Source organism: Tepidibacillus sp. HK-1 (assembly GCF_001748485.2).
Taxonomy (GTDB): Bacteria; Bacillota; Bacilli; order Tepidibacillales; family Tepidibacillaceae; genus Tepidibacillus_B; species Tepidibacillus_B infernus.
Genome location: NZ_BDGM02000004.1, coordinates 121,270 through 143,734 on the forward strand (window position 1 = coordinate 121,270; position 22,465 = coordinate 143,734).

Here is a 22,465-nt window from a genome sequence, read left to right on the forward strand (position 1 = left end):
AGGTGTGTTAACAAAACGAATTATTCCTTGCCTTGATGTGAAGGATGGGCGAGTGGTTAAAGGGATTCAGTTTATACAGTTAAGAGATGCTGGTGATCCTGTAGAATTAGCTAAGGTTTATGATGAAGCCGGAGCAGACGAACTCGTTTTTTTAGATATCTCCGCAACCTATGAGGGAAGAAAAACAATGATAGAAGTCGTGGAAAAAACAGCTGCCTCTATTTCAATTCCCTTCACCGTTGGAGGAGGAATCAGTTCTGTTGAAGATATGAGAAATATCCTGCGGGCAGGTGCAGACAAAATCTCGATCAATACGAAAGCAGTAGAACAACCTACATTGATTACTGAAGGGGCAAAAGTGTTTGGAAACCAATGTATCGTCGTAGCGATTGATGCTAGATATAATGATGAATGGGAAGATTACGAGGTCGTTACCCATGGCGGGAGAAAAGCGACTGGATTAAAAGTGATAGAATGGGCAAAAGAAGTAGAAAAAAAAGGCGCAGGGGAAATCCTGTTAACCAGTATGGATCAAGATGGGAAAAAACAAGGGTTTGATCTAAAACTGACCAGATTGGTATCTGAAGCAGTAGGCATTCCAGTCATCGCTTCTGGTGGCGGAGGAAATGCTGAACATTTTTATGAGGCCTTTCAAGCAGGAAAAGCTGATGCAGCATTAGCAGCCTCTATTTTTCATTATGGAGAAGTGAAAATTCCTGAATTAAAAGAAACGCTTCGAAAAAAAGGAGTCATTGTTCGATGAACCAGAATGATATCAATACAATAAAGTGGAATGAAAAAGGGCTAATTCCTGCAGTGGTTCAAGATAACGACAGTAAACAGGTTTTGATGGTCGCCTATATGAATCAAGAATCTTTGACAAAAACGCTTGAAACGAAAGAAACTTGGTTTTGGAGTCGTTCTAGACAGGAGTTGTGGCATAAGGGAGCAACTTCGGGACACATCCAAAAAGTAAAGGATATCAAATTAGATTGTGATCAAGATACATTACTCATTTTCGTTGAACAGGTAGGTGTTGCTTGCCATACAGGTTCTTATAGCTGTTTTGGTGAGAAAGAAGAGGGAGAATCTAGCAACATTTTAGAGGATTTAGCTGAGCTGATTGCAAGGCGTGATCAAGAACGACCAGAAGGCTCCTATACTACCTATCTTTTTGATCAGGGAATCGATAAAATTTTGAAAAAAGTCGGCGAAGAGACGAGTGAGGTAATCATTGCCACCAAGAATGAGAATCGCCAAGAGCTCATTGCTGAAGCAAGTGATTTACTCTATCATCTACTTGTTCTATTTCAGGCAAAGGGTATTCAATTAGATGAGGTAATGAAAGAGTTAAAACAAAGGCATCAAGGGCAAAACCAGGATCAAAAATATGAGCGTAAACCAAAATTATAGGGAAATTGCATTTTGCAACGCGCTCTGTCATCCGTGCCCTTCTATTAATTAAAATCAAAAGGAGAGAAGGGCACTTCTGAAGGTCGCTGCTTATGCAAAACGCAATTTCCAAAAAAAAGAGGAAAGGTGAATTGCATTTTGCGACGCGCTCTGTCATCCATGCCGAGCAAAACGCAATTTTTGGTATGAGTTTAATTCTATGTTAATAGGATGTGATACAGATGTTTGTCGACTATCATACACACCACGAACGCTGTGGGCATGCAACAGGGGTGTTAAGAGATTACGTAGAGCAAGCGATTAAAGTTGGACTCCAGCAAATTGGATTATCTGACCATATGCCAATTATTCATCTGCCAAAAGAAAAAATATATCCCGGAAGTGCGATGGAACTTGATGAACTTGAAGAATATGTAAAAGAAGTGCTTGATTTAAAGGCAGAATATCAAAACCAGATTGAGATCAAACTTGGCTTAGAAGGAGATTATATAGAAGGATATGAAGAGCAGATCGAAAAGCTTCTTTCTCCATATCCTTTTGATTATATTATTGGTTCTGTTCATTTCTTAGGTGAATGGGATCATTCGGATAGTAGGCAGATGGAGGGTTGGAGAAAAAAGCCAATCTCAGAGATTTTCGCCGAATATTACCAAGCGGTTCAAAGGGCTGCAAAATCTGGGTTATATGATATCGTTGGCCATTTTGATGTAATCAAAAAACATGGACATGCTCCCGAAAAGGATATTAGTCCAATCATTGATGAAACCTTACAAGTGATCAAAGCAAGTGGTATGGCAATGGAAGTGAACACTTCCGGATTATTTAAAGTTGTAAAGGAAGTATTTCCTGCTCCTAGTATTATTCAAAAAGCAGTTGATTTAGAGATTCCGTTTACTTTAGGATCTGATGCACATCTGCCAGAGCATGTTCATGTAGGGGTAGAAGAGGGACGAAAGTTACTCAAAGAGTTTGGCGTTCAACAAATTGCAACTTTTACTGAAAGACAAAGAATCATGGTATCCTTGTAAGAGAATTGTGTTTTACAACGCGCTCCGTCATCCATGCCCTTCTATGAATTAAAATCAAAAGGAGAGAAGGGCATTCCTGAAGGTCGCAGCTTATGCAAAACACAATTCTTAGGTGTCTAAGGAAAGGAGAATTGTGTTTTACAACGCGCTCCGTCATCCATGCCGACTTATGCAAAACACAATTCTGTCTGAAACGTGGAGGTTTAAAATCGAATGTGATATACTTATCTCAATGAATCTGCGGTTTAGCTGGAGGATACAGATGAAAAAAAACTATCGTACATCCGCTCACCCAAAAGGGGATAAAATTATTCCAATGTCTTTTAATGCCAATTTTTTCTTTGAACGGGCCATGAGACAAATTGATCGTAACAATTATACGAAGGCATTAAAGTATTTTTGGAGAACAGTAGATTTTGAACCGAATAATCCGATTCACTTTTTAAATATTGCTGGCTTATTATCGGAAATGGGGCGTTTTCCCGAGTCAAATAATATTTTACTTCATATTGTTGAAAAACTAGATCCAACCCTTACAGAGTGCTATTTTTACCTTGCTAATAATTATGCGCATATGGAAGATATGGAATCTGCATATCGATATATTCAAAACTATATAGAGGCAGAGCCAGATGGTGTGTATATTGAGGAAGCGCTAGAAATGGTTGAGTATTTATCTATGGAGATTGAGCAAATAGAATTTGAGGAAGACGAGGAGCAAAAGGAATTATTACTCCACCATCATCGGATCAAAAGTTTGCTAGAAGAAGGAAAATTTTATGAAGCGATTAAGCAATTTAAACATTTTCTTGAAGAATATCCTGATTTTTTAGCTGCTAGAAACAATTTAGCATTGGCTTATTTTTATATTGGAAATACACATAATGCTATTGAACAAACAAAAATCGTCTTGGAACATGATCATGCGAATATTCATGCCCTTTGTAATTTGGCGATTTTTTATCAACAGACAGATGAATTAGAGCAATTGAAGCAAGTGCTTGAGTTATTAAAGAAGGTTTATCCTATTCACCCAGAACAGCTTTACAAACTTGCAACGACCTTTGCTATTTTAGGAGAACATGAAAAGGTTTTTGAGCATTTTAGCCGATCGATAAATGTTTTTAAACAGCATGACCCTGTTTTACTTCATTATGCTGCAATGGCAGCCTTCAATACGAAGCGATATACCTATGCTCAAAAATGGTGGGAGCAGATTTTAAAAATAGATTCTAAGTCTATGGTTGCAAGGTTTTATTTAGACCTACTTTCTCAGGTTGAAAAACATAAAGTGGAACTGACATTTCCCGTATTCACTTACCACTATGAATTACCATTTGAAGAGTTAATCAATCTGCTTAAACAAGAACCTAAACTTTTAAAACAAGATCCCTTTATTTTATCATCTCTCACATGGGCGATTGAAAATGGCGATGATGAGATAAAGGAAGTCATTTTGCTTGGGCTTGGGCTTTTAGATTGCCATAAAGCTGAAGAAATCTTAAGAGATTTCCTTTTAGATGAACAACAATCTACTTCATTAAAAAAGAAGGCGGTTACTGCTTTAGAGGAAATGAGAGCAAAACCCCCTTATCTAGTCAAAATCAATGGGAAGGTAGTTCAATTTGAACGGCAAACCCCGGATTTTCGGAAGTGGAAACAAAGCTGGCTAGAAGTATTGGAGTGGACTGAAAAATTTATGAAATTAAACTATAGCATTATGGAGGTATATGATGCCAAGATGTTATGGTATGAGTTCATCAGTAAAACTCAGCCCGATACTCCACAAATTAGAAAGGTGAAAGGATGGGTGGCTGCTTTAGAATATCTAGTGGCCATAATTCATCAAAAACCAATCTCTTTTGAAGCCCTTACTATGAAGTATCAAGTGTCCAAACAAACCATATCAAAACACGTTCAAGAATTAAGGGCAATCCTTCAGGTGAGTATTAAAACGAAAGCCCTTAACCAATTGAAAAACGGTTAATACGGGCTTTAAGCCCGTTTTTAACTTCCCTCCGAAAGAAGTCTCCCACTTCTAAATGTGAAGGTGTGCCAGCACCAGTGAAAGTGGGAGATGAATTTCGGTTAGGCGTAGCCTAAAGTTGTCTTTTTTTGCTATGATATAAGTAGAATGGAATCACGATGTTGAGAAGCTTTTGCTTACTCACAACGGGTGGTGCGCCCATTGAAGCGAGGTGATTCGATATGGCAAACAAAGCTTATAAGTTCCGTCTGTACCCAACACAAGAACAAGAGCAATTTCTTGCGAAAACCTTCGGTTGCGTTCGTTTCGTCTACAATAAAATGTTGGCTGAACGAAAGGAAACATATGAGAAGTTCAAGGACGACAAAGAAGCCTTGAAAAAGCAAAAATTCCCGACTCCTGCCAAGTACAAAAAGGAGTTTGCATGGCTCAAAGAAGTCGATAGCCTTGCGTTGGCAAACGCTCAACTGAATTTGCAGAAGGCATACCAAAACTTCTTCTCTGGTCGTGTTGAATTTCCTAAGTTCAAAAGCCGCAAGGCGAGACAGTCCTACACAACCAACGTGGTCAACGGAAAGGATTAGATTTTTCCATGAATGGCTTATTCGTCGATAGCGAAGAAGGTAAGACAGCCAATTACCCTCGTTTCTATCGCCAAGCCTTGGGAAAATTAGCGAAGGAACAGCGTATTCTATCACGCAGAAAGAAAGGCTCTAATCGTTGGCACAAACAGCGTCTGAAAGTAGCGAAGCTACATGAAAGAATTGCGAACCAACGAAAAGACTTTCTACACAAGGAATCACACAAATTAGCGAAACGGTATGACTGCGTGGTTATCGAAGACCTCAACATGAAAGGGATGTCTCAAGCCCTCCATTTTGGCAAAAGTGTCCATGATAATGGCTGGGGCATGTTCACCACCTTTCTCCAATACAAGTTAGAGGAGCAGGGGAAAAAGCTTATCAAAATAGATAAGTGGTTTCCATCATCCAAAACTTGTTCATGTTGCGGTCAAGTAAAGGAGTCTCTATCTCTTTCTGAGCGCATATTCGATTGTGATTGTGGTTTTGTGGCAGATAGAGATTGGAACGCTTCTATCAATATCAAGCGTGAAGGATTGCGACTGTTAGTATAATCATAAATAGAGCATGGAACAGGCTCGATAGCTAAGTAAATTTCGTACCGTTAGGTGCGATTACCTTAGAAGCCTCCACCTCTAAGCGAAACGTAGGTGGCGGGTAGTTCACTTAACATGAATCCCTACAAGAGGAAATCTACATACTTTTCTGGGTTATCTTGCATTTTTCTGGGAAACCTATTTTACAGGGAATATAAAGTAAAGCTATTAGATTTGGATAATAACTACCCTTATACCCCCATGGGTACTCGACAAATAAATAAAAAATCGTTAATATATAAGATGTTCTTCTAATTTAAAATTTTATATTTATATAAATGAGGGAGGTTTAACAAATGAGTGAAGAAAAAGTATATGATGTTGTCATTATTGGTGCTGGGCCTGCAGGTATGACGGCAGCTGTTTATACATCAAGAGCAAATCTTTCCACGGTTATGATTGAACGCGGAATCCCTGGTGGACAAATGGCCAATACAGAAGAAATTGAGAATTACCCTGGGTATGAAAGTATTCTTGGGCCAGATTTATCTAACAAAATGTTAGATCATGCAAAGAAATTCGGTGCTGAGTATGCTTATGGTGATGTGAAAGAAATTGTGGATGGACATCCATACAAAACAGTTAAATTGAGCAATAAAGAAATAAAGACTAAAACAGTGATTATCGCAACTGGTGCTCAACCACGTAAGCTAGGAGTTCCAGGTGAAACCGAATTAGCAGGTCGTGGGGTATCTTATTGTGCAGTCTGTGATGGTGCATTCTTTAAGGGACGTGAATTAGTGGTTGTTGGTGGCGGAGATTCAGCTGTTGAGGAAGCTTTTTATCTTACAAAATTCGCTTCAAAAGTAACGATTGTTCATCGTCGTGATGAATTTAGGGCACAAAAAATTCTCCAAGATCGTGCTTTTAGAAATGAAAAAATCGAATATATTTGGAATTCAACCGTTGAAGAGATTAAAGGGGAAAATCGTGTAGAAGGCGTGCGCATCAAAAATAAAGAGACAGGAGAGGAAATAGACTTTCCTTGCCAAGGAGTCTTTATTTATGTAGGAATGGTGCCACTTACAGAACCATTTAAAAACTTAGGAATTACTAATGAGGCAGGCTATATTTTAACCAATGATGTGATGGAAACAAAAATTCCAGGTATTTTTGCTGCAGGTGATGTAAGAGAAAAAACGCTTCGCCAAGTGGTTACGGCTACAGGGGATGGAAGCATTGCTGCAATGCAAGCACAACACTATATTGATAAATTAAATGATGAGTTAGAAAAGTAAAGATGTAACAAACTTTTAATCCGTTTGTAACATAAGTGAAATATTATGGGATTATACTAAGAATATGAATTGACCCCCTTTTCTATAGATATATATTTTTTAGGCATGGTAAACTTACCATGCCCTTTTTGTGTTACGTTAAAAAAACTGTTAATATAATAGAGGGAATTGTAATTGCAATAGAATTCCCGAAGGGGTTGAAGATTTTGAAACGAGTAACCAATTGTATTTTAAAAAAAGGAAACCAAATTTTAATGCTACAAAAGCCTAAAAGAGGTTGGTGGGTTGTACCTGGTGGAAAGATGGAGCCAAATGAAAGTATTCAGGAAGCGATCAATAGAGAGTTTTACGAAGAGACACATTTACATTTAGAAAACCCTCAATTAAGAGGGGTATTTACCATTGTTATAAAAGATAAAGAAGAGATTGTCGAAGAGTGGATGATGTTTACTTACTATGCAGACCGCTTTTCAGGTGAACTCAATCCTTTTTGTAAGGAAGGAAATCTAGAGTGGAAGCCAATTGAAGAAGTTCTCCAATTACCAAAGGCTCATGGAGATAATATTTACTTAAAGCATATTTTACACTCTAGTGAAATCATAACTGGAAAATTTGTATATACACCTGATTATCAATTAATTTCTTATTCGATTGATCACTTCTTAGAACCAATTAAAGCTTGAGTCATGCATTGACTAAAATCGACGTTCAATTGTATGATGGTCAAAAATAGATAAAGAAATGGTGATGAAAGATGTCAAAGCAAACGATCTTAATCGGAATTGACCTTGGAGGAACAAGCATAAAAATGGGACTTGTTTCCACAGAAGGAGAGCTACTATCCCATCAGGAAATCTCAACAAGAACAAAAGAAGGCGTAAATGCCATCATCGAAGATATGGTTCAATATGCAAAAACCTTAGTTCAAGATCAGGGCTTTGCCCTTGACCAAGTCCAAGGAATAGGAATTGGAATTCCCGGGTTACTAGATATGGAACAAGGAATTGTTCGTTTAGCTCCCAACTTAGGGTGGAAAGATGTGGCCATAAAAAAACAGCTTGAAGAAAAACTGAATATTCCTGTTAAAATTGAAAACGATGCGAATATCGCTGCGCTTGGGGAAGCATGGGTAGGTGCAGGGAAAGGCTATAAACATATCGTAATGGCAACGATCGGTACAGGAATTGGTGGTGGAATCATCATAGACGGAAAGATTCTTCATGGAAAGAAAGGGATGGCTGCTGAGTTGGGACATATTCCTATTTCAGATGAAGGAATCCAGTGTGGATGTGGTAATTATGGCTGTTTAGAAACAGTTTCTTCTGCAACAGGAATGATTCGTAAAGCAAAAGAGGTCGTTACACAAGGAAGACCATCACTCTTAACAGAACAATATGTAGATAAAATGGATGAAATCACGGCGAAAAGTGTGATTGATGCAGCGAAACTTGGTGACCACGAAGCTATGCAAATTGTGAATCGTGCGGGATCTTTATTAGGCAAAGCACTAGCAACGGTTGCTAATTTATTAGACCCAGAAATCATGATTATTGGTGGTGGTGTATCTAGGGCAGGAGATATTTTGTTTAATCCGATTAAACAGGCTTTTCATGAACATGGATTGAAAAATATCATAGATTCTATAGAGATTGTTCCTGCACAGCTTGGAAATGATGCAGGGATGATCGGGGCGGCATCGCTTTTTCGCTTCTTATAGGGAAATTTCGTTTTACAGCGCGCTCCGGTCATCCGAGTCTTTTTCTGATTAAAGAATAAGGAGAAAAAGGGCGAAGCCATACAAAATGTATGGCTTCTTTGTTTGATGTGATTCCTTTTCCTTAAAGTGGGGGCTTTAAGGGACAATTTTAATATACAGGATAATTATGATAAAAGTGTGATAAAGAATTAAAAGTTGGAATAAAATTTTTATAAAAATAAACCTTCCCAAATAGACAAACTTGATTTATAATAAAGCTATGAAAACGTTTGCCTTACACTTTCGTTTAAACTGAGTTTAAATTTTTTTATAGGTTTGTGCAATCGTTTTCCTAGATTACTTATATTTTTTCAGTTCCAATGAAAGCGTTTTTAATAACAAAAGCCTTTAGGCTTTTGTTAAAGAGAATAATGCCTTTTAATATCCTAGGTTCTTAAAAAGCATTATTCAAAAAAACTAAAAAGGATAGGTGGGGTCAAGATGAAAAAGTTTTTAAGTTTAATGCTTGTGTTCGCTCTTGTCCTTTCACTCGCTGCATGTGGCAGCGGTACGAAGGAAGAGCCAACAACAAAACCAGCAGATGATCAGCAAAATCAAGCAGCAACGGAAGAGATTAAACCTGAAGAAGGAGCAAAATTAGTTCTTTGGGAATCTGGCGATAAAGCTGGTGAGTGGGCGAAGTTTGTTGCATCAGAATTTGAAAAGAAATATGGGGTTCCTGTTAAGTATGAAGAGGTAGGCCGTGTAGACGCACCTGGTAAATTAAAAACAGATGGGCCTGCCGGATTAGGAGCAGACGTTTTCGTAGCACCTCATGACCATTTAGGAGAATTGATTTCTGGAGGTTTGATTTTAGAAAACTTCTGGCCAGAAGAATACCAAAATGACTTTATGGATGCAGCGATTACTGGTACAACATCTGATGGAGTATTATATGGATACCCAACAGCGATTCAAACCTATGCATTGTTCTATAATAAAGATTTAGTGAAGAAGATTCCTGAAACTTGGGATGAACTCATTGCACAATCCAAAGAGTTTACAGACCCTAAAGCAAATAAATATGGGTTTATGATGGAAGTTGGTAATTTCTACTTTGTTTATTCTTTAATTGGAGGTTATGATGGATATGTATTTGGTCAAAACAATACAGACCCATCTGATCTTGGTATAAATAGTGAAGGAGCTATTAAAGCAGGTCAATTATTACAACGTATTCATAACGAAATTCTTCCACTTAAAAATGAAGATATGACATATGATGTTAAACAGTCTTTATTTAATGAGGGTAAATTGATGTTTAACATGGATGGTCCATGGGCAGTTGATGCACACCGTCAAGCTGGTGTTAATTTTGGTGTAGCACCACTTCCAAAATTAGACAATGGCAAATACCCAACTTCTTTCTCTGGAATCCAAGCTGCATTTGTAAATGCTTATACAAAATATCCTAATGCTGCTTCTTTATTAGCTAAATTTATGAGCAGTGAAGAAATGTTATTAAAATTCTATGAAATGACTGGTGAATTACCACCACGTAAATCGTTAATTGAAAAACCAGAAATTAAAGATAATGAAATTACAGCTGGGTTCTTAAAACAAGCTGAGAGATCTATTCCAATGCCTAATATCCCAGAAATGCAATCTGTATGGACTCCAGCTGGTGCAGCCTTTGTTACCATTTGGAATGATAATACAGATGTGAAAACTGCATTAGATGCAGCAGTACAACAAATTAAAGAAGGAATTGCAACCCAAAACACGAATAAATAAATTCGCTTAAACTCAAGAGTCAATGTACCATAAAAGGACATTGGCTCTTCAATTAAATGTATTTAGAAAGGTGGCGAAGCAACGATGAATTCGCAAACCAACCAGGCTACCTTCATACCGAAACATGCAAAACGGGGTGCTTGGCTATCTGTTTTATTCATGGGATTAGGACAGATTTATAATAAACAGTATACTAAAGGGATTATGTATGCTTTATTAGAACTTTATGTATTGATTTTTTGGTCAAATTCATTCATTCGAGGAATGTGGGGGATTTATACCTTAGGAGAAACCCCTCAACAACGAGTCCGTGGCCGTATTGTTGTACAAGGAGACCATTCAATCTTTTTAATGATTGAAGGGATTATCTTCTTAATTGTATTATTGTTATTTATTGGTGTTTATTATTTCAATGTGCGAGACGCTTATAAAAATGGAAAACGACGTGATTTGGGATTACCGGTTTTTACTTTCAAACAAAGCATTAGGAATACTTGGGAAAATGGATATGCTTATCTTTTATTAACACCTGCAGTTCTTTTTACGCTTTTTTTAACAATACTACCACTTTTATTCGGGGTATTGATCGCATTTACAAACTACTCCGGACCTTATCATTTACCTCCTAAATCATTAGTTGATTGGGTAGGTTTTAAATCTTTTATTGATCTGTTCAAGATGAAGAGTTGGAGTGGCACATTTTATGGTGTAGCCATCTGGAATGTAATTTGGGCGATTATTGCCACATTTACCACTTATTTTGTTGGTTTAATCTATGCTGTCATGATTAACCACAAAAAGGTAAAGATGAAGCGTTTTTGGAGAACGATCTTTATCTTACCATGGGCAATCCCTCAATTTATTGCAATTTTAATTTTTCGAAACATCTTTAATGGCCAATTTGGTCCATTAAATAAAATGCTAGTTGATATTGGTTTACCGATGATTCCATGGTTATCAGATCCGCTTTGGGCAAAAGTTACCTTGGTTATAGTAAATATATGGTTTGGATTCCCTTATTGGATGGCTTTAATGTCTGGGGTTCTAACTGGGATTGACAAAGAGATGTATGAAGCAGCTGATGTAGATGGAGCATCAGGTTCCCAAAAATTCTGGAAGTTAACAATGCCATTAGTTTTATTTGCAACCGCGCCACTACTCATTATGTCTTTTGCAGGAAACTTTAATAACTTTAACTTAATTTATCTATTAACTAGTGGTGGGCCAGTAAATGTAAACTATAGCTTTGCGGGTTCTACCGATATCTTAATTAGTTGGATCTATAAGTTAACGTTGGAACAAAGTCAATTTAATATGGCCTCTGTTGTTTCAATCTTAATTTTCTTCGTCGTTGCTTCTTTATCAATTTGGAACTTCAGTAGAACTAAAGCATTTAAAGAAGAGGATATGATACAATGATGAAAAATGCGAGACTAAAAGAGCAAATAGTTGTGGCGTTTATCTATCTAATTTTAATTATCACTGCGATTTTCGTTCTTTATCCTATAGTTTGGATAATTATCGGATCGTTAAATCCAGGAGATACATTATTTAGCACTAAATTTATTCCGGATAATTTATCTTTGGTTCATTACAAATACATGTTAACGGAAACAGATTATACAAAATGGTATTTGAATACCTTAAAAATAGCAACTGCAAATATGATTTTATCTACGTTCCTTGTTGTAACAGCGGCATATGCCTTTTCTCGCTTTCGTTTTCCAGGTCGCCGTCAAGGGTTAATGGCGATGTTAGTATTACAAATGTTCCCTGGATTTATGGGAATGATCGCGATTTATATTTTATTACTTCAAGTTGGGCTTTTGGATAATCACTGGGGTTTAATTCTTGTATATGCTGGCGGTTCTATCCCATTTGGTGCTTGGTTGGTGAAAGGCTATTTTGATGGTTTACCTAGAAGCCTTGAAGAGGCGGCTAAGATTGATGGTGCGACACATACCCAGATTTTCTTCAAGGTGATGATGCCGCTATCTTTCCCAATTCTTACCTTTATCGCATTAACTAATTTCATTGGCCCTTGGATGGATTTCATCTTTGCTCGATTGGTGATTCGTTCCAATGAGAACAAGACATTAGCTATTGGATTATTTGAGATGGTAACAGGTCGGGGGAATACAGAATTTACTAATTTTGCAGCTGGTGCCGTTCTTGTTGCGGTTCCTGTAACAATATTGTTCTTATTTTTACAAAAATATATTGTTGAAGGTGTTACAGCTGGGGCAAATAAAGGTTAATCATCATATTGTTTTAACTTAAAATCGTGTTCGAACAAATCGTTTGGGCACGATTTTAGTCTACATTGTATACAAAATGTATTTTACAACACAAGGAAAAAAAGGCAAAATACAATTCCATAGCTGCTTTTAAGGGGGTAATGAATTTGTCTAAACGTTATAAAGTTTTTTTAGCAATTTCAATTTTTATATCGGTAATAGTGATCGGCTTTTCATCTTTAATGTTATGGGTTGGGATGAAAGAGGCAAACCCAAAAAATGCAATAAAACCATCTGATCAATTGGGTAGCGCTTGGCCTAATTCTGTCTTTTACGAGATCTTTGTAAGATCGTTCTATGATTCTGATGGGGATGGAATTGGTGATATTAGAGGAATGACAGAGAAGCTAGATTATTTAAAGGAGCTTGGAGTAGAGGGAATTTGGTTAATGCCGATCAATCCTTCACCTAGTTACCATGGATATGATATCACTGATTATTATGGTATTAATCCAGATTATGGAACAATAGAAGATTTTAAACAATTTATTAAAGAAGCGCATGACCGTAATATTAAGGTCATTATGGATTTGGTTGTGAATCATACAAGCAAAGAACACCCATGGTTTAAGGATGCTCTTTCTTCTAAAGATAGTAAATATCGGAATTGGTATCTTTGGGCTGATGAAAAGACAAACCTTTCTGAACGTGGGGAATGGGGTCAAGAAGTTTGGCATGGAGCTGGAGACAACAAATATTATGGAGTCTTTTGGGAAGGAATGCCTGATTTGAATTTTAACAATCCAGAAGTGCGAAAAGAAATTGAGAAGGTAGGAAAATATTGGCTCACTGAAATAGGTGTAGACGGTTTTCGACTAGATGCTGCAAAACATATCTATCCTGATCAGGAAAAAGAGAAAAATTATGCGTGGTGGCAAGAATTTCGCAAGGAAATGCAACAAGCTAAGCAGGATGTTTTCCTTGTGGGAGAAGTATGGGCACCAGCAACAGTTGTTGCACCTTATTTAAAAGATGGCCTACATTCTGCCTTTGATTTTGATTTATCAAGTAAAATCATTTCTTCTGTTCAAATGGAGGATGATGCAGGGATTGTTACTTATCTCGAACGCGTAAGAAAGTATTACCAAAGTAAATCTAAAGACTATATTGATTCTACTTTCCTTACGAACCATGATATGGATAGAGTGATGAGTCAATTAAATGGAAATGTTGAGCATGCAAAAATGGCAGCCTCTATTCTATTAACCTTACCGGGAACACCTTTCATCTACTATGGTGAAGAAATTGGCATGCAAGGAAAAAAACCAGATGAATATATTCGTGAGCCAATGCAATGGTATAACGCTCAAGAGGGCAAAGGCCAAACTAATTGGGAGAGATCCTTTTATAATACAGGGGAAGATGCACCATCTGTTGAAACCCAATTAAATGATCAGAATTCACTATTAAATCATTATAAAACGATGATCCATTTACGTAGGTCCTATGATGTACTAATCAAAGGGGAAGTAGAAGAAGTTAATGTCAGTGAAAAAGGAATCGTTGCATTTAAACGATCCCTCAATGAAGATTCGATGTTAATGATTCACAATATAAGCAAGGAACCAAAATCCTTAACACTTACGGGAAAAGAAGCTGAATACAAAAAAGCCTTATTCATGAGTGATTCTTCAACAAAGGTAAAGGATAAAGATCATCAAGTAGAGATTGAATTACCTGCATACAGTTCACTGATTTTGGTAAAATGATTCTCTTAGTTTTCAATTGGCGAAAAAAACATTATAATATATAAATTAAGTCGAATTTTTTTTAATTAAGGGATGTGACTCTAAATGGGTGAATCTCGACCTCTTCATTTAATTATTATTACTGGTATGTCAGGTGCTGGGAAAACGGTAGCCATCCAAAGTTTGGAAGATTTGGGTTTTTACTGTGTGGATAATCTACCCCCTGTTTTAATACCTAAGTTTGTTGACTTAATGGTGCAATCAGGTGGAAAAATCAATCGTGCTGCACTGGTGATTGACCTAAGAGGTAGAGAATTTTTCGAAACCTTATCTGATGCACTAGAAGCTTTAGAGCAATCTGATAAACTGTATTATCAAATTTTGTTTTTAGATGCAGATGATAAAACATTGGTCAGAAGGTATAAGGAAACGAGACGCCGCCACCCGCTATCAAATGAATCATCACCAATTGAAGGGATAACGGCTGAACGTAAACTGTTAGACGAGTTAAAGGGGAAAGCAAGTCAAATTATTGATACAAGTCTTTTAAAACCCAGCGAATTAAAAGAGAAAATGATCACAAGATTTTCTGACATTGACCAAAATCGGTTTAGTGTAAACATGATGTCGTTTGGTTTTAAATATGGTGTGCCAATTGATGCTGATCTGATCTTTGACGTTCGTTTTTTAGCAAATCCCCATTATATCGATTCCCTTCGTCCGCAAACAGGTTTAGATCAACCGGTTTATGATTATGTGATGAAGTGGCCTGAAACAAAAGAGTTTTTAAATAAACTGATGGATTTATTAACCTTCCTAGTTCCTAAATACCAACAAGAGGGAAAAAGTCAGGTTGTGATCGGAATTGGCTGTACTGGTGGTAAGCATCGTTCTGTGGCCATCACAGAATACATTGCGAAGTTTTTACAATCCGAATGGCATGTAAGTACAAATCATCGAGACATAGAGAAGGATCGTAAATAGAGGTGTGAAATGGGAGAATTACAACCTAAGGTAGTCGTGATTGGTGGAGGAACCGGCCTATCTGTGATGTTAAGAGGTTTAAAAAAACAAAACTTAGACTTAACAGCAGTCGTAACCGTCGCTGATGATGGAGGAAGTTCTGGAAAGTTAAGATCAGAATTAAATATGCTTCCTCCGGGAGATATTCGTAACGTTTTGATTGCGCTAGCAAATACTGAGCCTTTACTAGAAAAATTATTGCAGCATCGTTTTCAACAAGGTGAGGGGCTAGCTGGACATAGTTTAGGCAATTTATTGATTGCAGCGATGCAAGAAATAACTGGGGATTTTGTATTGGCTATTAAGGAACTAAGTCGTGTTTTAGCTGTAAAAGGACAGGTTTTACCTGCAACCCTGCAAAAGGTCCATTTATCTGCAGAATTAACAGATGGAACTATCATAAATGGGGAATCTAATATACCATTAGCCGCACAAAATCGAGGGATTAAGCGAGTTTTTATCAATCCTACTGATGTAAAACCGTTAGAAGATGCGATATTGGCTATTCAGCAAGCAGATGCTGTCGTCATCGGGCCTGGAAGCTTATATACGAGTGTTATTCCGAATCTTTTGGTTAATGGCATAAAGGAAGAAGTTCTTTCAACGAAAGCTAAAAAAATATATATTTGTAATGTAATGACTCAACCTGGTGAGACAGATCATTATTCTGCCGTTGATCATGTGAATGCGATTGAAGAACATGTTGGCCAAAAATTTATCGATTATGTTATCGTTAATGAAGGGGAAATCTCTGAAGAGATTAAGCAACAATATCGGGCAGAGAATGCAATTCCAGTGGCTTCTGATAAACAACTTCTTACACAAGCAGGTTATCGTGTCGTTGCAGAATCTTTTGTTAATTATCATACCTATTTAAGACATGATGCTGAGAAACTTAGCAAAAGTATTATAAAAATCTTGCATCATCAAATATAACGACGTAATTAAATTGGCAATTGAGGATTCAGGATTGAGGTGGTCACAATGTCCTTTGCCGCCGAAACAAAAAAAGAATTAACCTATGTAAATGGTGAAGATGATTCTTGCATGATTGCTGAACTATCCGCTCTTGTTAGAATGAACGGTAGTGTTCAATTAACGAATCAAAAGGTTGTATTGGATATTTTGACCGAAAATGCTGCAATTGCAAGAAAAATTTATTCGATGATTAAACAAATCTTTCACCTTCATGCTGAATTATTGGTTCGAAAAAAAATGAGATTGAAAAAGAACAACATTTATGTGGTTAGAGTTCCTCAGCAAGTAGAAATGGTGCTAAAAAAGTTAGCGATTGTAGAAGAGGGATTCTCCTTTTATCCCGGTATTAAGCGTGAGATTATCCAAAATGAATGTTGTAAGCGATCTTATTTGCGAGGTGCTTTTCTTGCAGGTGGATCTCTGAATCATCCTGAAAGTGCCTCTTATCATCTAGAGATTTCCTCTAGCTATCAAGAGCATATTGAAGATTTGTGCCAACTAGCGAATGAATTCGACTTAAATGCAAAGTGGATTGAAAGAAAAAAGGGTTATTTTATGTACATTAAAGAAGGGGAGAAAATAACGGAGTTTTTAAATATTATTGGCGCACATCAAGCTTTGTTCAAATTCGAGGATATACGTATTGTAAAAGATATGAGAAATTCCGTAAATCGTCTTGTAAATTGCGAAACAGCCAATTTAAACAAAACAGTTGGTGCAGCAATGAGACAAATAGAGAATATTCGATTGATCGATAAAATAATGGGACTTGAAAACCTTCCCACAAAATTAAAGGAGGTAGCCGAAGTTCGATTACAATATCCAGAATTAAACCTTGCTGAACTGGGATATCTTATTCCTAGTGGAAAAGTAAGTAAGTCAGGAATCAATCATCGTTTAAGAAAAATAGAAGAAATTGCAAATAAACTTAAAGCAGATTTGTAATATTTTTGTAATTCCATGTATAATATAGAAAATGGATCTAATTGGAGGGATTTTTGTGATATCTAAAAAAGTAACAGTTCAATTAAAGACGGGTTTACATGCAAGACCTGCAGCATTATTTGTTCAGGAAGCAAATAAGTTTTCCTCAGATATTTTCGTAGAAAAAGAAGATAAGAAAGTAAATGCAAAAAGTATTATGGGAATTATGAGCTTGGCCATTAACAGTGGTTCAGAAATCACGATTATTGCCGATGGTTCCGATGAAGAGCAAGCTGTAGAAAACTTAGCGACTTTATTAAGTAAAGAAAGCTAAGGTATTAAAAATGTAATGAGCTGTGATGAAATCGTCATAGCTCATTTTTCATATCCATGGGATCCACGAAAGTTTTCGGATTGTGCTTCCAAGGAGGTCATGAAATTGACATAGAATCATAGAAGTCTTACTATACTAATAACCTCAAACTATAAAAAAGGAGACTTGTAAACGTGAATGTTGTAAAAAATATCTCGGAATTGATTGGGAACACTCCAATAGTTAAATTGCAGCATGTTGGAGATGACGATGCCAATATTTTTGTTAAATTAGAATCTTTTAACCCTGGTGGAAGTGTAAAAGATCGGATTGCTCTACAAATGATCGAAGATGCCGAAGCAGAAGGAAAAATCAAACCGGGAGATACGATTATTGAAGCTACCAGTGGGAATACGGGAATTGGTGCAGCAATGGTTGCTGCTGCAAAAGGATATCGTGCTATATTTGTGATGCCAGATACGATGAGTATAGAAAGAAGAAATTTGTTACGCGCGTATGGTGCGAAGTTGGTGCTTACCCCTGGGGCAGAAGGAATGAAAGGGGCCATAACAAAGGCAAACGAATTGGTTAAAAAACATGGGTATTTTCTACTTAGGCAATTTGAAAATCCTTCCAATCCAAAAGCTCATCGATTAAATACTGCCCAAGAAATTTATTCGCAAATGGATGGCAAAATTGATGGGTTTGTTGCTGGGATTGGAACAGGTGGAACCATTACAGGAGTTGGGGAAGTCTTAAAGGAAAAGAATCCAACTATACATATAGTAGCAGTTGAACCAACAGATTCTCCAGTTTTATCTGGAGGAAATCCCGGTCCACATAAGCTTCAAGGGATAGGTGCTGGTTTTATACCTGATACTTTAAATACTGCAATCTATGATGAGATCATTCAAGTGACAACAGAACAAGCCTTTAATACAGCAAGAGAAATAGCACGAACTGAAGGGATCTTGATAGGAATCTCTTCTGGTGCCGCAGTCTATGCAGCAAAACAAGTTGCAAAGCGTCTTGGCAAAGGGAAAAATATCGTTGTGATTGCACCAGACACTGGAGAAAGGTACTTAAGTACACCATTATTTAATTTTGAAAATGAATAGATGAACATAAAAAAAGTGCCACATGAAAATAACCTGTGGCGCTTTCCTCTATCATTTCGGGGTTTGTATATTCCATAAGCAGCGACTTTTGGGAGTGTATTTCTTACCTTATTTTTCATTAAGAGAAATACACGGACAACGGAGCGCGTTGGAATATATAAACCCTTTTACTTTAATTTCGGAATGGTGGTAATGATGTCATCAATTAGACCATATTCTTTGGCTTGTTCAGCAGTTAAGAAATTATCACGGTCTGTATCTCTTTCCACTTTTTTTAGAGGTTGACCTGTACGTTCTGCCAAAATCTCATTTAATTTTTTCTTCATCTCGATGATTCGTTTTGCGTGGATTTCAATATCACTTGCTTGCCCTTGGGTACCACCTAAAGGCTGATGAATCATCACTTCTGCATTTGGTAAAGCATAACGTTTGCCTTTTGCACCTGCAGTTAATAGGAAGGCTCCCATTGATGCTGCCATACCAATGGCTACTGTGGATACGTCTGGTTTAATAAATTGCATCGTATCATAAATAGCCATACCTGCTGTAATCGATCCACCAGGGCTATTGATATATAAATTAATATCTTTTTCAGGATCTTCAGCATTCAAAAACAGAAGTTGGGCAACAACTGAGTTTGCTACCGCATCATCAATTGGACTTCCTAAGAAGATAATTCGATCTTTTAATAATCTGGAATAGATATCGTAGGCTCTTTCCCCACGGTTTGTTTGTTCAATGACATAAGGAATAAAGTAACTCATAATCTAAAGTCCTCCTCTCAATGAATCATTATCAATAAAATATGCTCAACCTATTCATATCATACCTCAATGGTCAAAAAAGGTCAAACAATAAGTTTCAATCATTTTCCTTCACTTAGTTTACCCGTTTTCTGTTAAAATAAACTTAGGTAGTATTTTTGAATACGTTTTTAAAAAAGGAAAATAAAAAAACCTTCCATTGAAGGTTTGAATTAATAATGGTGCACTTAACAGTACTACAATTTTCTTCGAACAATGATGTACAATCGACGTAGTGCGAAGAATTGTCAATGGTGCGCTCGAAGGGACTCGAACCCCCGCAAAACCTGGCTCCGGAGGCCAGTGCTCTATCCAACTGAGCTACGAGCGCAAATGCAAATTATATTATACCTTTATAAAGTAAATAAATCAAGATAGTAGGGGATCATCATGCAACTAGGTTATGGTTTATACCAACAACAAACTCAAAAGTTAATCATGACACCTGAATTGCGTCAAGCGATCACGATCCTGCAATTTCCAGCCATAGAATTAACAGAATATCTACATCAACAAATTGTAGAAAACCCTGTTTTTGATATAGAAGATAAAGAAATGGAACGCTACGAGTTTTTTTACCAAAACAGCCGTAAATCATTTGGTGTTATGAAGGCTGATGAGGAGGAGTTTAATATTTGGGATCGCATTGCGACTCCTACAGCTACTTTAGAAGAATATTTGTTAGAACAAGCGCGCTTTTTAGCGATTGACAATAGACAATTTCACATTTTGAAATTTATTATTGGTAATTTAGATGATTCTGGGTATTTAACAATTCCATTAATTGATTTAGCCAAACAACTTCAAGTAAATCTATCTGAAATTGAACAAGCTCTAACTCTACTCCATTCTTTAGAACCTCTAGGTGTGGGGGCAAGAAATTTACAAGAGAACCTGTTACTCCAATTAAAGAAGATGGATCCGATTGATGAGAAAGCGATTAGAATAGTTAGTCATCATCTAACTGACTTAGGAGAGAAAAGGTTTCAAAAAATCGCACAAGCCCTTGGGATTAGTTTGCTTGAGGTGCAACAATGTGCTGATTTTATTAAAACATTAAATCCTTCACCAGCCTATGGTTTTCAAAATGGAACAGCTCGATATATCCTTCCTGATATTACAATTGAAAAGATAGAGGGGGAATATATCGTCATTGTAAATGATACCTTAGTACCAAGGCTTAAAATTAACTCATACTACAGGCAATACATTCAAACTCATGGGCAAGAAGGAGAAGCAAGTAAATATATATTAGACAAACTTAATGCAGCAGAATGGTTAGTTAAAAGTATTGAACAGAGGCGTAATACTTTATATAAAGTAACAAATGCCATTTTAAAATATCAAAGGCAGTTTTTTGAAACGAAACAGTTAAAACCTTTAACATTAAAAACAATTGCAGAAGAAATTGGTGTCCATGAATCTACAGTAAGTAGAGCTACCAATCAAAAATATGTTCAGACCCCGATTGGTATTTTTGAGCTAAAATATTTCTTTAATACTGGGGTAACAACAAGTAGTGGTGAAGTGACATCCGCTGAAAATGTTAAGAAATTAATAAAGAAAGTGGTCGAGAGGGAAAATAAACAAAAACCACTATCTGACCAAAAAATTGTGGAGTTATTACAACAAGAAGGGATTGAAATTTCAAGAAGGACAGTAGCCAAATATCGGGATGAACTAGGTATCTTGTCTTCTTCAAAACGTAAAAGATTTTGAAAATGGGGTTGCGATTTTATTCATTTCTCGTTATGATTATATAAGGGAAGTGAATTTTTTTTGGAGTCTGCGGGACATAATATGTAAAGGTGGGACTATTTTAGACCAAAGGGGAGTATTCGTCTTGGATTTATTACAACTCCAAATGAAATTAGTACCAGATGTACTTGAAATAATGCAAAAACGTTATAAGGTTCTACATCATATATCCTTGATGCAACCGATAGGAAGACGAAGTTTGTCTCAATCTTTAGGTTTTACTGAACGAATATTGAGAGCCGAAATTGATTTTTTGAAACAACAAGGTTTAATCGATGTAGAAACAAGTGGCATGAAAGTAAGTCAAGAAGGATACGAAGTTCTAGAAGAAGTATCCCCATATATCAAAAATTTATTTGGTCTTTATCAATTGGAACAGCAATTAAAAGAAAAATTGCAGCTTCCTGAAGTGGTTGTTATTTCAGGGAACGCAGATGAAGACGAATTGGTTAAAAAAGAAATGGGAAGAGCTGCTGCTCAGCTTATTCGACAATTGGTAAATGAAAAGGATATTGTGGCTTTAACCGGAGGATCAACAATTGCGGAGGTCGCTTATATGATGCCTGAACAACCGCCATTGCCTTCTGTCTTATTTGTTCCTGCGCGAGGAGGAATGGGAGAGAATCACGAGTACCTAGCAAATACCTTGGTATCGACTATGGCAAAAAAAACCAACGGTTCTTATCGTTTACTCCATGTGCCAGAACAATTAAGTGAAAGTACTTATCATTCTTTAATGAATGAGGATTATGTAAAGGAATTACTCAGTGTTATACGTTCTTCAAGAATGGTTATTCACGGGATAGGGCAAGCTAACACTATGGCAATTCGGCGAAATGTACCAAAGGAAATTCTAGATTTACTAGAAGAAAAACATGCCGTAGGTGAAGCTTTTGGTTATTACTTTGATCAAGAAGGTAAAATTGTCTATAAAATGAAAACCATTGGTCTTACCCTAGATGATCTACAGCATATTCCTCACATGATTGCTGTTGCTGGTGGTAAAAGTAAAGCCAATCCCATTCTTTCTGTACTTAGACATAATTTAAAACCCATTTTAGTAACTGATGAGGGAGCAGCTAGAGAGATTTTACAACAAATATAAGTTGCATTTAAACATTTTAGTTTTTTGCTTGCTTGCTTGCTTGTTTATTTGAAACTTTACTTTTCATCACTTTTGTCGGTGATTAGAAAAGTATTGTTTCTTCATAATAACAATAAAAAACAGAA

Annotated in this window: 19 protein-coding genes, 1 tRNA gene and 1 pseudogene; 19 read left to right on the forward strand and 2 right to left on the reverse strand. The window is 36.7% G+C overall.

Annotation, left to right across the window (positions count from 1 at the left end):
- Positions 1 to 4: 4 nt before the first annotated feature.
- From hisF to cysK, 17 genes and pseudogenes are all read left to right on the forward strand, one after another.
- Positions 5 to 763: an imidazole glycerol phosphate synthase subunit HisF gene (gene hisF / locus BEN26_RS03210; RefSeq protein WP_069800939.1), complete on the forward strand. Its 759-nt coding sequence runs from the start codon at positions 5 to 7 to the stop codon at positions 761 to 763.
- Entirely contained in the window at positions 760 to 1,413 is a 654-nt protein-coding gene (gene hisIE / locus BEN26_RS03215; RefSeq protein ID WP_068726086.1) for a bifunctional phosphoribosyl-AMP cyclohydrolase/phosphoribosyl-ATP diphosphatase HisIE, read from the forward strand. The genes hisF and hisIE overlap by 4 nt, the downstream gene beginning before the upstream one ends.
- A 221-nt stretch (positions 1,414 to 1,634) precedes the next feature.
- On the forward strand, positions 1,635 to 2,441 hold the full coding sequence (hisJ, locus tag BEN26_RS03220) for a histidinol-phosphatase HisJ (RefSeq protein WP_069800937.1): 807 nt from the start codon (positions 1,635 to 1,637) through the stop codon (positions 2,439 to 2,441).
- Positions 2,442 to 2,703: 262 nt separating this feature from the next.
- Positions 2,704 to 4,428 carry a tetratricopeptide repeat protein gene (locus BEN26_RS03225; RefSeq protein ID WP_069800935.1) on the forward strand — a complete coding sequence of 575 codons (1,725 nt, stop codon included), beginning with the start codon at positions 2,704 to 2,706 and terminating at the stop codon, positions 4,426 to 4,428.
- Positions 4,429 to 4,649: 221 nt separating this feature from the next.
- Positions 4,650 to 5,563 (forward strand): annotated as a pseudogene (locus BEN26_RS03230) (RNA-guided endonuclease TnpB family protein).
- Between the two features lie 338 nt (positions 5,564 to 5,901).
- Positions 5,902 to 6,843, forward strand: coding sequence for a thioredoxin-disulfide reductase (gene trxB / locus BEN26_RS03235; protein WP_069800933.1), 942 nt, complete (start codon positions 5,902 to 5,904; stop codon positions 6,841 to 6,843).
- A gap of 206 nt (positions 6,844 to 7,049) precedes the next feature.
- Positions 7,050 to 7,526, forward strand: coding sequence for an NUDIX hydrolase (locus tag BEN26_RS03240; RefSeq protein ID WP_069800931.1), 477 nt, complete (start codon positions 7,050 to 7,052; stop codon positions 7,524 to 7,526).
- A gap of 71 nt (positions 7,527 to 7,597) precedes the next feature.
- Positions 7,598 to 8,560 carry an ROK family glucokinase gene (locus BEN26_RS03245; RefSeq protein WP_069800929.1) on the forward strand — a complete coding sequence of 321 codons (963 nt, stop codon included), beginning with the start codon at positions 7,598 to 7,600 and terminating at the stop codon, positions 8,558 to 8,560.
- A gap of 480 nt (positions 8,561 to 9,040) precedes the next feature.
- A complete protein-coding gene (locus BEN26_RS03250) occupies positions 9,041 to 10,333 on the forward strand; it encodes a sugar ABC transporter substrate-binding protein (protein ID WP_069800927.1) in 1,293 nt (430 codons plus the stop codon).
- 84 nt (positions 10,334 to 10,417) lie between these two features.
- Positions 10,418 to 11,752: a sugar ABC transporter permease gene (locus BEN26_RS03255; protein WP_069800925.1), complete on the forward strand. Its 1,335-nt coding sequence runs from the start codon at positions 10,418 to 10,420 to the stop codon at positions 11,750 to 11,752.
- Positions 11,749 to 12,591 (forward strand): sugar ABC transporter permease, encoded by an 843-nt coding sequence (locus tag BEN26_RS03260; RefSeq protein ID WP_069800923.1) that lies wholly within the window; start codon positions 11,749 to 11,751, stop codon positions 12,589 to 12,591. Before BEN26_RS03255 ends, BEN26_RS03260 begins: the two co-directional genes overlap by 4 nt.
- 146 nt (positions 12,592 to 12,737) lie before the next feature.
- The gene (locus BEN26_RS03265; protein WP_255421846.1) at positions 12,738 to 14,339 is read left to right on the forward strand and encodes an alpha-amylase family glycosyl hydrolase; all 1,602 of its coding nucleotides are present in this window, start codon (positions 12,738 to 12,740) and stop codon (positions 14,337 to 14,339) included.
- Between the two features lie 84 nt (positions 14,340 to 14,423).
- Complete coding sequence (gene rapZ, locus BEN26_RS03270; protein ID WP_069800919.1) at positions 14,424 to 15,302, forward strand: RNase adapter RapZ; 879 nt, start codon at positions 14,424 to 14,426, stop codon at positions 15,300 to 15,302.
- Positions 15,303 to 15,311: 9 nt separating this feature from the next.
- Positions 15,312 to 16,277, forward strand: coding sequence for a gluconeogenesis factor YvcK family protein (locus BEN26_RS03275; RefSeq protein ID WP_069800917.1), 966 nt, complete (start codon positions 15,312 to 15,314; stop codon positions 16,275 to 16,277).
- Between the two features lie 48 nt (positions 16,278 to 16,325).
- Complete coding sequence (whiA, locus tag BEN26_RS03280; RefSeq protein ID WP_069800915.1) at positions 16,326 to 17,264, forward strand: DNA-binding protein WhiA; 939 nt, start codon at positions 16,326 to 16,328, stop codon at positions 17,262 to 17,264.
- A 55-nt stretch (positions 17,265 to 17,319) separates the two neighbouring features.
- Positions 17,320 to 17,577 (forward strand): HPr family phosphocarrier protein, encoded by a 258-nt coding sequence (locus BEN26_RS03285; RefSeq protein WP_235589103.1) that lies wholly within the window; start codon positions 17,320 to 17,322, stop codon positions 17,575 to 17,577.
- Positions 17,578 to 17,750: 173 nt separating this feature from the next.
- A complete protein-coding gene (gene cysK / locus BEN26_RS03290; RefSeq protein ID WP_069800913.1) occupies positions 17,751 to 18,674 on the forward strand; it encodes a cysteine synthase A in 924 nt (307 codons plus the stop codon).
- A gap of 167 nt (positions 18,675 to 18,841) precedes the next feature.
- On the opposite strand, the gene clpP is transcribed toward cysK, so the two are convergent.
- The gene (gene clpP, locus BEN26_RS03295; protein ID WP_068726051.1) at positions 18,842 to 19,438 is read right to left on the reverse strand and encodes an ATP-dependent Clp endopeptidase proteolytic subunit ClpP; all 597 of its coding nucleotides are present in this window, start codon (positions 19,436 to 19,438) and stop codon (positions 18,842 to 18,844) included.
- A 291-nt stretch (positions 19,439 to 19,729) separates the two neighbouring features.
- Positions 19,730 to 19,808: transfer RNA gene (locus BEN26_RS03300), tRNA-Arg, on the reverse strand.
- A gap of 59 nt (positions 19,809 to 19,867) precedes the next feature.
- Here BEN26_RS03300 and rpoN point away from each other — a divergent pair.
- A complete protein-coding gene (rpoN, locus tag BEN26_RS03305; protein ID WP_069800911.1) occupies positions 19,868 to 21,196 on the forward strand; it encodes an RNA polymerase factor sigma-54 in 1,329 nt (442 codons plus the stop codon).
- 145 nt (positions 21,197 to 21,341) lie between these two features.
- Positions 21,342 to 22,340 (forward strand): sugar-binding transcriptional regulator, encoded by a 999-nt coding sequence (locus BEN26_RS03310; protein WP_069801076.1) that lies wholly within the window; start codon positions 21,342 to 21,344, stop codon positions 22,338 to 22,340.
- The last annotated feature ends 125 nt before the right edge of the window (positions 22,341 to 22,465 follow it).